At 61.3% G+C, this 12,774-nt stretch carries 13 protein-coding genes; 12 read left to right on the forward strand and 1 reads right to left on the reverse strand.

The features are described from left to right. Positions 1-118: 118 nt before the first annotated feature. From AC1P02_RS21815 to AC1P02_RS21845, 7 genes are all read left to right on the forward strand, one after another. Entirely contained in the window at positions 119-763 is a 645-nt protein-coding gene (locus AC1P02_RS21815) for a thermostable hemolysin (protein ID WP_005317227.1), read from the forward strand. Next, positions 760-2,256, forward strand: coding sequence for an AMP-dependent synthetase/ligase (locus AC1P02_RS21820; protein ID WP_485183411.1), 1,497 nt, complete (start codon positions 760-762; stop codon positions 2,254-2,256). Before AC1P02_RS21815 ends, AC1P02_RS21820 begins: the two co-directional genes overlap by 4 nt. Continuing rightward, complete coding sequence (locus AC1P02_RS21825; RefSeq protein ID WP_058393809.1) at positions 2,253-2,909, forward strand: iron-containing redox enzyme family protein; 657 nt, start codon at positions 2,253-2,255, stop codon at positions 2,907-2,909. Before AC1P02_RS21820 ends, AC1P02_RS21825 begins: the two co-directional genes overlap by 4 nt. Before the next feature lie 70 nt (positions 2,910-2,979). Next, positions 2,980-3,849 (forward strand): SDR family oxidoreductase, encoded by an 870-nt coding sequence (locus AC1P02_RS21830; RefSeq protein WP_005317251.1) that lies wholly within the window; start codon positions 2,980-2,982, stop codon positions 3,847-3,849. 1 nt (position 3,850) lies between these two features. Continuing rightward, entirely contained in the window at positions 3,851-4,483 is a 633-nt protein-coding gene (locus AC1P02_RS21835; protein WP_042467811.1) for a tetratricopeptide repeat protein, read from the forward strand. A 112-nt stretch (positions 4,484-4,595) separates the two neighbouring features. Continuing rightward, on the forward strand, positions 4,596-5,285 hold the full coding sequence (locus tag AC1P02_RS21840) for a response regulator (RefSeq protein WP_005317257.1): 690 nt from the start codon (positions 4,596-4,598) through the stop codon (positions 5,283-5,285). Between the two features lie 76 nt (positions 5,286-5,361). Then, positions 5,362-6,807, forward strand: coding sequence for an ATP-binding protein (locus tag AC1P02_RS21845; RefSeq protein WP_058393807.1), 1,446 nt, complete (start codon positions 5,362-5,364; stop codon positions 6,805-6,807). A 74-nt stretch (positions 6,808-6,881) separates the two neighbouring features. Here the strand turns inward: AC1P02_RS21845 and rloA3 are convergent, their stop codons facing one another. Next, positions 6,882-7,385 (reverse strand): retropepsin-like aspartic peptidase RloA3, encoded by a 504-nt coding sequence (rloA3, locus tag AC1P02_RS21850; RefSeq protein ID WP_485183415.1) that lies wholly within the window; start codon positions 7,383-7,385, stop codon positions 6,882-6,884. Between the two features lie 403 nt (positions 7,386-7,788). On the opposite strand from rloA3, the gene AC1P02_RS21855 reads away from it, so the two are divergent. From AC1P02_RS21855 to AC1P02_RS21875, 5 genes are all read left to right on the forward strand, one after another. Then, positions 7,789-8,832, forward strand: a complete 1,044-nt coding sequence (locus AC1P02_RS21855) for a GMP reductase (protein ID WP_265455705.1) — start codon at positions 7,789-7,791, stop codon at positions 8,830-8,832. Between the two features lie 131 nt (positions 8,833-8,963). Further along, complete coding sequence (earP, locus tag AC1P02_RS21860; protein ID WP_485183418.1) at positions 8,964-10,151, forward strand: elongation factor P maturation arginine rhamnosyltransferase EarP; 1,188 nt, start codon at positions 8,964-8,966, stop codon at positions 10,149-10,151. A 45-nt stretch (positions 10,152-10,196) separates the two neighbouring features. Next, on the forward strand, positions 10,197-10,763 hold the full coding sequence (efp, locus tag AC1P02_RS21865; RefSeq protein ID WP_005317282.1) for an elongation factor P: 567 nt from the start codon (positions 10,197-10,199) through the stop codon (positions 10,761-10,763). A gap of 119 nt (positions 10,764-10,882) precedes the next feature. Continuing rightward, the gene (locus AC1P02_RS21870; protein ID WP_021138193.1) at positions 10,883-11,635 is read left to right on the forward strand and encodes a DUF3530 family protein; all 753 of its coding nucleotides are present in this window, start codon (positions 10,883-10,885) and stop codon (positions 11,633-11,635) included. Positions 11,636-11,762: 127 nt separating this feature from the next. After that, entirely contained in the window at positions 11,763-12,719 is a 957-nt protein-coding gene (locus tag AC1P02_RS21875) for a D-2-hydroxyacid dehydrogenase (RefSeq protein WP_485183421.1), read from the forward strand. Positions 12,720-12,774 lie beyond the last annotated feature (55 nt).

The raw sequence follows: 12,774 nt of genomic DNA on the forward strand, positions 1-12,774 counted from the left end.
CGCTAGTTGCGGCTGTTTTCTGTTCCTTTGGGTAAAAATGAGGCTGTTCTTCCCACTCTTAAGTGTTTCTTAAGTTTGCCCCTTTAGTCTGACCCTAACAGACAAGAAGGAGCCATCCATGACCACAGACATTCAAGCCCCCTACCGGCTGATCCTGGCCGACACACCGGAACAGGTCATGGCCTTGCAGGCTTATATTCAGGCCGCCTACAGCCACGAATTCGATGCCCGTATCCCCCACTTCCTGCCCTGCTTGCTGGGTCTCTACCGGGCCGATGGCTTGCTGGTCGGCGCCTGTGGCCTCAAGCAGGCCAGCGAGGAGCGCCTCTATCTGGAACAGTATCTGGATCAGCCCATAGAGGCAGCTATCGAGACACGGCTGGGTGTGCGTGCCCGGCGGGATCGCATCGTCGAGGTCGGCAATCTGGCCTGCAGCGAACCGGGCAATGCCCGCCTGATGTTTGCGGCGCTGTGTCGTTTGCTGTGCGACAACGCCCTCGATCACGTTGTCTTCACCAGCACAGCCAAACTGCGCAACAGTTTTCATCGCCTCAGTCTCAGCCTTATCGAGCTGGCCCCCGCCAGGGCCGACCAGGTCGGAGAGGATGCCAATGCCTGGGGAGCCTACTACCACTGCCAGCCCAAGGTGATGGTGGGTGACCTCAATCAGGGGCGGCAAGCCCTGGCCCAGGGCAGCTTGCTGCTCTCCTTGCTCGCCCCCATGCCATCCCTGTTCAACTGCCCGCAGCGGAGCGCCTTATGATGCTGTTCGACCGGATAGCCCACTTCGCCCACAGTGATCCGCACAGCACGGCGCTGAGCGGCAGCAATCATAGGATCAGCTACGAACAGTTGTGGCTGCAGATCTCCGCCCTGGCCGATCGCCTGCAACAGGCAGGCATTGCCCGGCTGGCACTGCAACTGGATAACGGCCTGCCCTGGGCGCTGATCGATCTCGCCTGTGCAAAGGCAGGCATAGTGGTCATTCCTGTGCCGCACTTTTTCAGCCCGGAGCAGCAGGAGTGGCTGCTCGAGAGCAGCGGCGCAGATGCCCTGATCGGCCCTCATCATCAGGGCTGGCAGGCAAGTGCGCCACTGCTCCTCTCTGTGGGTGAATTGCCATTGTGGCGCATCCAGCCGGTACGAGTGCCCACCCTGCCCGCTGGTACCGCCAAGATAACCTACACCTCCGGCAGCACGGGGCAACCCAAGGGAGTCTGTCTCTCCCTTGAACATATGATGGCGGTCTGTGATTCGCTGGCCCTGCGAGTCGCCCCGGCGCAGGTAGAGAAACACCTGACCCTGTTGCCGCTGACCACACTGCTGGAGAACCTGACCGGCCTCTACGTGCCGTTGCTCACCGGCGCCTGCAGCCGTATTCCCTCGCTGGGAGAGCTGGGATTTTCCGGCTCCAGCAAGCTGGATCCGGCCACCCTGACCCAGGCCCTGCTGCGCTGGCCCACCCACAGCCTGGTGCTGGTGCCCGAGCTGCTGCGCCTGCTGCTCGCCCTGTGCAGTGCCGATGTGGCACTGGCCGAACGTCTCACCAGCCTGCGCTTCGTCGCCGTGGGCGGCGGCAAGGTCGCCCCCGAGCTCATCAGTCGCGCCCGCAAGCTGGGGCTGCCGGTGTTTGAAGGCTATGGCCTGTCGGAATGCGGCTCCGTCGTCGCACTCAATGGGCCTGATGACCACAGCCTCGGCAGCGTGGGTCAGCCCCTGCCCCACTGCCGGATCAAGATCGCCGCTGATGGCGAGATCCTGGTGGAGGGCGCTGCCATGCTGGGTTATTTGGGCTCATACGAACAACAACCCGCCCGGTTTGCCACCGATGACCCTTCTACCGTGCAGATCGCCACCGGCGATCTGGGTCATCTCGATGAGGCGGGTTACCTGCACATCACGGGGCGCAAGAAGAACGTGCAGATCACCGCCTTTGGCCGCAACTTCTCCCCCGAGTGGATCGAGGCCGAAGCCCAGCTCTGTCCGGCCATTGCCCGCATCGTGATCTTCGGCGATGGCCAGCCCGCCAACGTCGCCCTGATCCAGTCGCGACCCGGGGCAGACGCCCAGCTGGCGCAACAGGTTGAGCAGCTCAATCAGCGCCTGCCCGACTATGCCCGCATCCATCACTGGCTGCCGGTAACACTGGATCAGCATCCCGATCTGCTGACTGCCAACGGTCGCCCCCGCCGCGAGCGGATCTATCACCACTTTTCCCGTCAAATCAGCCAATGCCTTACCGGAGAGACCTCATGAGCTTCTATCACACGCTGCAACACGCTACCGCATCGGCACGGGAACATCTGTTCAATGCCCCCATCATAGAGGCGTGCCGCAAGGGGGACATCTCCCGCGGCACCTATGTTGATTTTCTGTCTCAAGCCTTCTATCACGTGCGCCATACGGTACCGCTGCTGATGGCCACAGGCGGCAAGCTGGGTCAGGAGTACGAATGGGTACGGGGCGCCATTGCCGAATATATCGAGGAGGAGTACGGCCATCAGGAGTGGATCCTGAACGATATCCGCGCCTGTGGCGGGGATGCCGAGGCAGTGCGCCATGGCCAGCCCGGCCTGCCCATCGAGCTGATGGTGGCTTTTCTCTATGACCAGATCCAGCGCGGCAACCCCATGGGATTCTTCGGCATGGTGCAGGTGCTGGAAGGCACCAGTGTCGCCATCGCCCTGACCGTGGCCGATCAGTTGAAGGCGGGCCTCGGTCTGCCACCCCAGGCCATGAGCTACCTGAGTTCCCACGGCACCCTGGATCAGGAGCATCTCAAGTTCTTCGAGTCCCTGATGAACCGGGTTGAAGATCCCGCCGATCAGGCCGCCATCATCCACTCGGCCAAGGTGGTTTATCGCCTCTATGCCGACATGCTCTATCAGCTGACAGACAACCCGCAATGAGACGGCAAAGGGAGAAAAACATGTCGCTCACCCACGGCAGGCTCAATCAAGGAACAGGAACCCCAACCCTATGAAACTGCAAGGAAAGCGAGTGCTGCTCACGGGCGCAAGCGGCGGGATAGGTGAAGCGCTGGCCCAGGAGCTGGCGGCGCAGGGGGCACACCTGTTGCTGCACGGTCGCCGAGCCAGCGTGCTGGATCGCCTCTGCAAGGAGCTGCCCCATCCGGAACGCCACCAGACAGTGGTCGCCGATCTGGGATCCCACCAGGAACGGGCCCGTTTGCTGCAACACCCTGCATTGGAAGAGGGGTTGGATGTGCTGATCAACAACGCTGGCTGCAACCAGTTCGCCTGGCTGGAAGATCAAAGCGCCGAGCAGGTGGAGCGTCAGCTGCTGCTCAATATCGAGGCCCCTATTCAGCTTACCCGCACCCTGCTGCCCCATTTGCGCAAACCCGCTATCATCATGAATATCGGCTCCAGCTTTGGTGCCATAGGGTATCCGGGTTACAGCGTCTACTGTGCCAGCAAGTTCGCCCTGCGCGGCTTTAGCGAAGCGCTGGGACGGGAACTGGAAGGCTCCGGCATCAAGGTGCTGCACTTCGCTCCCCGTGCGACCCGTACTCGTCTCAACTCAGAGGCAGCATACGAGATGAATGCCGAGCTCGGTACCCAGACCGACAGCCCGCAGGAAGTTGCCGAAGCCGCCGTCATCGCCCTGTGCAACGAGACCCGCCGCAGTTGGCTCGGCTGGCCGGAAAAACTGTTCGTACGGCTCAATGCCTTGCTGCCCGGCATCGTCGATCGGGCGCTGGCCAAACAACTGCCCATCATTGAACGCTACGCCCGTCACCTTCCACCAAGGACAGCAGACACCAGCGCAAGCGCTGCGCCGCAACCGGCATTGTCCCGCCCGATCCCGACCAAAAAGGAACCTTGATATGAGCTTTTCCCTTAACTCTGCCACCTCCTGTGCCATCGCCCTCCTGCTGGGTTCAAGCTGTGTCGCGGCTGCGGATGATGCGCTTATTCCGATCCAGCAACAGTGGGCCGTCTGCCAGTACCAGCAAACCGGCAAGGCCAAGGAGAGCTGCCTTGAAACCCTGAGCAGCCAGGCCGATCAGGCCAGCGCCAAAGAGGCCTTTCGGACCGACCTGCTGATCTGGTCGGCCATCGTCAAGAGCACCTGGGCCGGCGCCAAGGGTGGGCTTGATGCCCTGGGTCTGGTGAAAGAGGCCAAGGCCAAACTGGAGATCGCCCTCAAGCAGGATCCCAAGGCGCTGGAAGGCTCTGCCTACACCAGTCTGGGCTCACTCTACTACCAGGTGCCGGGCTGGCCGGTGGGATTTGGCGATGATGAAAAGGCAGAGGAGCTGCTCAAGCAGGCGCTGGCACTCAACCCCGCCGGCATAGATCCCAACTTCTTCTATGGCGACTTCCTGCTGGATCAGGGTCGCAAAGCCGAAGCGAAAACCTATCTGGACAAGGCGCTGGCCGCACCGGACCGCCCCGGCCGCGAGCTGGCAGATCAGGGCCGTCGCCTCGAAATCCGCGACCGGCTCGCCAAGCTATAAATCCCCCTGATAAATCAGTGATGTAAACTCTGCCCGCCCGCTTGCATACTGGTGGGCAGCGTCGTTTATGTCACTGGCGTAAACCATGAACCAGGTAGCAAGGGAGAACACAATGCGGATCCTGCTGGTAGAAGATGATGTGATGCTGGGCGATGGCATGGTGGATGCCCTGCGCAGCAGTGGCTACACGGTGGACTGGCTGCAGCAGGGGCTGCCCGCCCTGTCTGTGCTCAAGAGTGAGGAATTCGCCGCCCTCATTCTGGATCTCAACCTGCCGGACATCGACGGCATCAGCTTGCTGCGCAAGTTGCGCCGGGAAGGCCAGGTGCTGCCGGTACTGATCCTCACGGCCCGCGATGCCCTGGACGACAGGGTGCTGGGGCTGGATGCGGGATCCGACGATTACATGGTCAAGCCCTTCGCCCTGCAGGAGCTTAATGCCCGCCTGCGTGCCCTGGTGCGGCGCAGCAAGGGGCAAGCCCAGGCGGTGCTCGAATATGGCGACATCCTCATCCACCCGGAGTCACAACAGGTCACCTATAGGGGCGAGCCGGTCAAACTTACACCCCACGAATACAAGCTGTTGCAGGAGCTCGTTACCCAGAGCGGCCGGGTACTGAGCAAGGATCAATTGCAGCAGAGCCTGTATGGCTGGGATGAAGGCGCCGAGAGCAATGCGGTGGAGGTGCATATCCACCATCTGCGCAAAAAGTTCTACAGCGACCTCATCCGCAATATCCGTGGTGTAGGTTACATAGTCCCCCAGCTTGAACAGTCACAGCACAAAGGTCACCTTGCATGAGTCACCCTGGTTCAGCTCGCGGCAGCGGCAACATATCCCCCGACTCTGAGCAGCCACAGCACAGGGAGCCCTTTGCATGAATCACCCCCGCTCCATCCGCCGCTTTCTGCTCTCCGGCATATTGGCGCTGGTCAGTACCAGCCTGGCCATCAGCGCCCTTATCGGTTATCTGGAAGCCAGCCACGAGATGGAGGAGCTGTTCGATGCTCGTCTCGCTCAATCCTCCCGCATCACCAACCAGCTGCTCAGCCGCTATCTGGATCAGCACAGTGCCCTGCCCGCCAACGGCACCGTCTATGAAGAGTGGGAACAGCACAACCCGGACCAGTGGCAAAAGGACACCAGCTTCAATCTGCGAGGAGAAGACAGGGAGCTGACCCCCCTTGGGCACGAGTTCGAGCGCAATCTCTACTTTCAGCTGCTCAATGAGCAAGGCGGCATACTGCTGCGCTCCCCGAGCGCCCCGAACCAGCCCTTGGTCGAGCTGGCCCCCGGCTTCAACACGGTAGAAAAAGACCGGCATCAATGGCGCACCTTTACCCTCTACAACCAGAACGAGCATACCTGGCTCGTCGTGGCGGAGCGGGATGACGAGCGCAGTGAACTGGCCAGCAAGATGGCTACCCTTGCCATGCTGCCGCTGCTCATCACGCTGCCCTTCCTGCTCGGTCTGCTGTGGTGGCTCATCTCCCGTGGCCTGGCGCCGCTGCGACTGCTGGCACAGGCCATAGGCGAACGTCATCCTGCCAACTTGAGCCCGCTCAACCTGAAGATCCGCGCCCAGGAGCTGACCCCGCTCACCGACGAGATCAACCGCCTGATGCACGCTCTGGCCGACACCATAGAGCGGGAGAAGCAATTTACCAACGAGGCGGCCCACGAGCTGCGCACGCCGCTGGCGGTACTGCGCATCCACAGCGAGAATGCGCTGGCCGCCGAGGATGACGCCAGCCGCCAGCAGTCACTTCACAAGATGTTGCTGGCGCTCGATCGCAGCGATCGCTTGATCCGCCAGTTGCTGACCCAGGCGCGCATCGACAGCCAGCAAGGATTGGAGCTGACCGAACTTGACCTGGGGAATTTGCTGCAAGGCACACTGGCCACGCTGGCGCCCATCGCCCTTAAAAAGGGCCAGCAGCTGTCACTGGAAGGAGCCGAGCACTTGACTGTGATGGGTCAAAGCACACTGCTGGATCTGATGTTCAGCAACCTCATCGACAACGCGCTGCGTTACACCCCGGCCCAGGGCGAGATCGCTGTCGAGGTGCAGCAGGAGGGCAATCGGGTCAGGATCGATATCCGCGATACAGGCCCCGGCATTCCCACTGCGGCTCTGTCACGTCTGTGTGAGCGCTTCTTTCGGGTCAATCCCCAGCAAGGTGACGGGGTCGGGCTCGGCATGGCCATCGTCTCGCGCATCGCCCAGTTGCACGGCGCAGACCTGGACATCCACAACCGGCCAGAGGGGGGGCTGGAAGTCAGCGTGCGGCTGCCAGCGCCACCCCTGCGCGCCTTGGCATAAAACTGGCAAGGCGCATCAATGAAAAGTGGAGGCCGGGGCCTCCACTTCCTTGTTCATGACATTCACACTGACCTTCAACGGCAAGCGGGCTTCACCGTAAAGGTTTGGCTCGAATCCACAGCCCCCAGCTCCGCCAGCAAACGACGGCCAATCAGCACCGGATAGATCATCTTGCTGCGATCCCGCAGGGTGAACCACTCCTTGTATACCTTGTCCCCCAAACAGATGGACATGGTCACCGTCGGCCGCTGCTCCATGCCACCGGCGCCTCGCACCTTGACCATGCGCTCCACCGGCCGCTCCAGCGTCTGGCTCACCGGCTTGTCGGTGTTGGCATCGGTCAGTTGCAGGGTAAAGCGCACCCAGGATTTGCCATCGCGCTTGAAGTGGTGCAGATCCCGCGCATCCATTGAAGAGGTCAGTGCGCCTGTATCGAGTTTCATCTTCACCGCCACACCGCCTGGCATGATCAGTCCCTTCTCAATCCAGCCATACACGGCAGGGGACACTGCCGCCCATGCCGTTCCCGGCAGGGAGAGGCAAGCCAACAGCAAGGTCATGGTTCGCAGTACAAGCATTTTCAATCCTCGTCAGATCAGGGCCGACAAGGGCCCGAGAGGCCAAGAGTGGGGATGGAAACGCCTGCTGTCAACTGACGAAACACGGCGTCATGCCGGTGAGCACGGCGCTCGAGCTGCCCGCGTCAGGATCACGGCCTTAGGCCATAAAAGGATTCTTTTGAAGCGTTAACTGGCGAGAGCGTTGGGGGAAAAAGTGGTGCTGGATGACACCTGAGGCTGCGCTCAGGTTGTGACGCCAAAGGCTACCACAATGATGTGTGAATTATCAGTCTTGTTCTGGCGGGATTTTTGCCTACACTGTTGTAAACCGGAGGCCCTGAAAACCGCCGGTTTTTTTGCGCCTGCCGAAAATTGACCACTGCAAAAGTGACTTTCAACAAGGCTCAATAAGGAATTCGTAATGCGTATCGAAGAAGACTTGAAGCTCGGTTTCAAGGATGTCCTGTTCCGCCCCAAGCGCTCTACCCTCAAGAGCCGTTCCCAAGTCAGCCTGACCCGTCAGTTCACCTTCAAGCACACCCAGACCCAATGGCAGGGCGTTCCCGTCATCGCCGCCAACATGGATACCGTCGGCAGCTTCGCCATGGCCAGGACACTGGCAGGCTTCGAGATGATGACAGCGGTACACAAGCACTACAGCCTTGAGCAGTGGCAAGCCTTCGTCAACAGCACGGATCCGGCACTGCTCGGCCATGTCATGGTATCGACCGGCACCTCCGAAGACGATTTCACCAAGACCCGCCAGATCCTGGCCATGTCAGCCGCCCTGCGTTTCATCTGCGTGGACGTGGCCAACGGCTACTCCCAGCACTTCGTCGAGTTCCTGCGCAAGATCCGTGAAGCCTGCCCGAACCATGTCATCCTGGCGGGCAATGTGGTCACCGGCGAGATGGTCGAGGAGCTGATCCTCTCCGGCGCCGACATCGTCAAGGTCGGCATAGGCCCGGGCTCGGTCTGTACCACCCGGGTCAAGACAGGGGTCGGCTACCCCCAGCTCTCCGCCATCATAGAGTGTGCCGATGCGGCCCACGGTCTGGGCGGCCAGATTGTCGGTGACGGCGGCTGCACCTGCCCGGGTGACGTGGCCAAAGCCTTCGGCGGCGGCGCCGACTTCGTGATGCTGGGCGGCATGCTGGCAGCCCACGAGGAGTGCGGCGGCGAAGTGGTGGACGTGGATGGCACCCCCTTCATGAAGTTCTACGGCATGAGCTCATCGAGCGCCATGGACAAGCACGCCGGCGGCGTCGCCGACTATCGCGCCTCCGAGGGCAAAACCGTGCTGCTACCCTACCGCGGCCCGGTCGAGAATACGGTGCGCGACATCCTGGGCGGCGTGCGATCCACCTGCACCTACGTCGGCGCCAGCCAGCTCAAGGAGCTGACCAAACGGACCACCTTCATCCGGGTGCGCGAGCAAGAGAACAACGTCTACGGCAAGGAGTAAACCTGCCCCTGCTGGCTGCCATCGCAACGCGATGAGCCAGGCAGGCTGACGGCAGTCCCTTAGAAGCCAGCCAACCGGTGTGCTACCCTGCACACCGGTTTTTTGTATCTCTTTTCCATCGGTGCCCTCACATGACAACCTCTTCGCCACTCAAACTACCGCCATTCGACTGGGATATTTTCTGCTGCGTCGTGGACAACTTCGGCGACATAGGCGTCACCTGGCGGCTCGCTCGTCAGCTGAAACAGCAAGACCAGGGTAGCGTCAGGCTCTGGGTGGACGATCTGGCCAGCTTCGCCAGCATCTGTCCGGGGCTCGATCCCGCGCTGGACGGTCAGTGGCAACAGGGCATCTATATCCAGCACTGGCACGACGCGCTGCCAGCAGATGTGATCCCGGCAAAGGTGGTCATAGAGGCGTTTGCCTGCGAACTGCCCGCTGCCTTTACCCAACGTATGGCGCAGCAGCAGCCAACCCCCTGCTGGATCAATCTGGAGTACCTCTCGGCCGAACCCTGGGTCGAGGATTGCCACGGCCTTGCGTCGCCCCAGCGGGTCGGCGACCTGAGCCTCAGCAAATACTTCTTCTTCCCGGGCTTCACCCCCAGCACCGGCGGCCTCTTGTGCGAACAGGGGCTCATCGCCGAACGTGACCAGTGGCAACAGGATGAGACTGGCCTTGCCGCCTACTGGGCCGGCCTGGGATTGCCGCCCAAAAGGGACAATGAGCTGAGAGTCAGCCTCTTTACCTACGAGAGCGAAGCGCTTGTGAGCCTGATTGAGGGCTGGTGCCAGAGCCCAACCCCCGTCACCTTGCTATTGCCGCTGGGGCGCTCGCTCAATGACGTGCTGCGCGGCGCCGGCCTTGCGAGCGCCATCGCCACCGCCAAGGCGGGGGATCTGCTGCACGCGGGCAGTCTCACCATCAAGCTGCTGCCCATGACGGATCAGGCAGGCTACGACCGGCTGCTGTGGAGCTGCGATCTCAATCTGGTGCGCGGCGAGGACTCCTTCGTGCGGGCACAGTGGGCCGCCCGCCCCTTCCTGTGGCACATCTACCCGCAGGAAGAGCAGGCCCACATGGTCAAGCTGGACGGTTTTCTCGATCACTATCTGGCGGACTTTCCCCCGGAGGCTGCCCAATGGTTGCGGGCTTTCAACCACGCCCTCAACCTGGGGGAAGATACCAGCAAACTTTGGGCCCAATGGCCCCGATATAGCGCCATTTGGCAGCAAGATGCGCGAAGCTGGTCACAGAAGCTGCTCGAGGACGGGGATCTCGTCACGCGGTTGGTGAAATTTTTGGAAAGCCGTATATAATCTGGCAGTTTTTATCCGTCCGTTTCACGAACAGGAATTTTTTACATGAAAACCGCACAGGAAATCCGCGCTGGTAACGTAGTCATGATCGGTACCGAGCCGATGGTGGTCCAGAAGGCTGAGTTCAACAAATCCGGCCGTAACTCCGCCGTGGTCAAGATGAAACTGAAGGGTCTGCTCAACGGTAGCGCGACCGAGACCGTATTCAAGGCCGACGACAAGCTGGACGTGGTTCAGCTGGAGCGTAAAGAGTGCACCTACTCCTACTTCTCCGATCCCCTGTATGTCTTCATGGATACCGAGTACAACCAGTACGACGTCGAGAAAGACAACCTGGGTGACGTGCTGAACTACTTGGTAGACGGCATGGAAGACATCTGCGAAGTGACTTTCTACAACGAGAAAGCCATCTCCGTAGAACTGCCGACCACCATAGTTCGCGAAGTTGAGTACACTGAGCCGGCCGCCCGTGGCGACACCTCAGGTAAAGTGACCAAGCCTGCCCGCCTGAAGGGCACTGCCTACGAGCTGGCTGTTGCCGCCTTCGTAGAGATCGGTGACAAGATCGAAATCGACAGCCGCACCGGCGAGTTCAAGCGTCGTCTCTCCTGATCGACCCCTTGAATTGAATGCAAAAAAGCGAGCCATTGGCTCGCTTTTTTATTGATCCCCTGGCCGCACTTCAGAAAACCGGCCCGCCGCCGCTAACCCAGTTAACCGGGGAGCGCACTATGGCCAGATTATCCTTATCACTGCTGTTACTGACCCTGCTGGCAAGCGGTGCTTCGCAGGCCAGCGAAGTCACGCCACCCGCCCCCCTCGACTACTGGCAGAACAGCGACTGGCAAGGGCTGCCCGATAGCACCCAGATCGACAAGCAGACAGTGCTGTTCGCCAAGCACGACAGCGACAGCTATGTGGGGCTGGCGATCCTGCTGCCAGACTGGCAGCGCAGCGGCCAGCTGTGGCAACTGACACGGGCCCTCGGCCGACTCGGCTTCGATACCCTGCTGCTGCTTCCCTCTCCTCAACAAGCAGAGCTGGACCCAGCCGCCGAGAAGAAACAGCAGGCCATCGACGACTTTCGCAAGCAGTTTGCCGCCCGCATCATCAAGCTGGGGGATGCCAAGCTGCAAGAAGGGGGCTTCAAGCTGATACTGGCCCAGGGCACCAGCGCCGCCTGGGCCACCAATCTCATCGCCAGCGAGCAAGTGCCCGCCCCCGATGCTCTGGTGCTGCTCGATGGCTTCTTCCCGAATGTGCAAAGTAACCAGACCCTGGCCAAGCAGGTAGCCCAGGCCACCATGCCGACCCTGGATCTCTATCAGGAAGAGGGCGGGCGCTGGCCACTGCTGGCCGCCGAAGCTCGTCGCAGCGAGAGCCGCCGCAGCCACAAGCTCAACTACCGTCCCTACGCCTTGATGGAGCTGGATGAAACTCCGACCCGCATTCAGGGTTGGCTCACCCACCTCGGCTGGCTCTGACCTCGACCTGCCCCCAAAATGCCGCCAGCGTCACAGACAGCGCCATTGATTCACCACTGACGGTGTTCGGGCTGGCTCCCTGGCGCCCATATTTGGCATCATGACGGCTCCAATGGCAGGAGGCGTCATGCAGCAGATAGTTTTTCTCGATAGCGATACCCTGGATGCGGGCATCACACTGCACCGGCCCGACTTTCCCCATCACTGGCAGAGCCATCCAAGCACGGCCCCCGAGCAGGTGGTGGAGCGGCTCAAGAATGCCAGCATCGCCATCATCAACAAGGTACGCATCGGCGCCCCTGAGCTGACACAACTGCCGGATCTCAAGCTGATCGCCCTGGCGGCCACCGGCAGCGACAACGTGGATCTGGAAGCATGCCGGGCCGCCAACGTCGGGGTGTGCAACATCCGCAACTACTCGGGCCCCTCTGTGCCGGAGCACGCCATGGCACTGATGCTGGCCCTGTCGCGCAACCTGTTTGCCTGGCGCCAGTCCCTGCTGGAGGGGCGCTGGCAGCAGAGCGGCCAGTTCTGCTTCTTCGACCACAACATCATGGATCTGCACGGCAAGCAGCTCGGCATCATAGGCAAAGGTACCCTGGGTCAGGCGCTCGGCGAACGGGCGCAGGGGATGGGCATGATAGTGCGTTACGCCCAGAGCCAGATAGGCGCCAGCCACGACGAAGATCGGCTGCCGCTGGATGCGCTGCTGCAAAGCTCGGATGTGGTCAGCCTGCACTGCCCGCTCACCCCCTACACCCGCCACCTGATCGGCGAACGGGAGCTGGCCTTGATGAAACCGGGCGCCTTGCTCATCAACGTGGGCCGTGGCGGCCTGGTGGATGAAGCGGCACTGCTCAAGGCGCTGGCCAACGGTCGCCTCGGCGGCGCCGGTTTCGACGTGGCGAGCGTCGAGCCGCCGCCCCCGGATCATCCGCTGATGCAGGCTCTGCAATACCCCAATTTCATCCTGACGCCCCATGTGGCCTGGGCCAGCGAGGAGTCGATGCAGCGCCTCGCGGATCAGCTGATCGACAACATCAACGCCTTCACCGAGGGACGACGCCAGCACCGGCTGGTCTGAGTCACATCATGCAAAAAGGGGCCTGTTGGCCCCTTCCTCTATTTGTCGCCAGCAC

The sequence above is a fragment of the Aeromonas sp. TS_SC_11 genome (genome assembly GCF_057318915.1).

Excerpts from the sequence above, each read along its gene's own strand:
- AC1P02_RS21855 (WP_265455705.1), top strand. The coding sequence starts at position 7,789 with ATGCGTATCGAAGAAGACTTGAAGCTCGGTTTCAAGGATGTCCTGTTC.
- efp (WP_005317282.1), top strand. The coding sequence starts at position 10,197 with ATGAAAACCGCACAGGAAATCCGCGCTGGTAACGTAGTCATGATCGGT.
- AC1P02_RS21825 (WP_058393809.1), top strand. The coding sequence starts at position 2,253 with ATGAGCTTCTATCACACGCTGCAACACGCTACCGCATCGGCACGGGAA.
- AC1P02_RS21820 (WP_485183411.1), top strand. The coding sequence starts at position 760 with ATGATGCTGTTCGACCGGATAGCCCACTTCGCCCACAGTGATCCGCAC.
- AC1P02_RS21830 (WP_005317251.1), top strand. The coding sequence starts at position 2,980 with ATGAAACTGCAAGGAAAGCGAGTGCTGCTCACGGGCGCAAGCGGCGGG.
- AC1P02_RS21840 (WP_005317257.1), top strand. The coding sequence starts at position 4,596 with ATGCGGATCCTGCTGGTAGAAGATGATGTGATGCTGGGCGATGGCATG.
- AC1P02_RS21815 (WP_005317227.1), top strand. The coding sequence starts at position 119 with ATGACCACAGACATTCAAGCCCCCTACCGGCTGATCCTGGCCGACACA.
- AC1P02_RS21835 (WP_042467811.1), top strand. The coding sequence starts at position 3,851 with ATGAGCTTTTCCCTTAACTCTGCCACCTCCTGTGCCATCGCCCTCCTG.
- AC1P02_RS21845 (WP_058393807.1), top strand. The coding sequence starts at position 5,362 with ATGAATCACCCCCGCTCCATCCGCCGCTTTCTGCTCTCCGGCATATTG.
- AC1P02_RS21870 (WP_021138193.1), top strand. The coding sequence starts at position 10,883 with ATGGCCAGATTATCCTTATCACTGCTGTTACTGACCCTGCTGGCAAGC.
- AC1P02_RS21875 (WP_485183421.1), top strand. The coding sequence starts at position 11,763 with ATGCAGCAGATAGTTTTTCTCGATAGCGATACCCTGGATGCGGGCATC.
- rloA3 (WP_485183415.1), bottom strand. The coding sequence starts at position 7,385 with ATGCTTGTACTGCGAACCATGACCTTGCTGTTGGCTTGCCTCTCCCTG.
- earP (WP_485183418.1), top strand. The coding sequence starts at position 8,964 with ATGACAACCTCTTCGCCACTCAAACTACCGCCATTCGACTGGGATATT.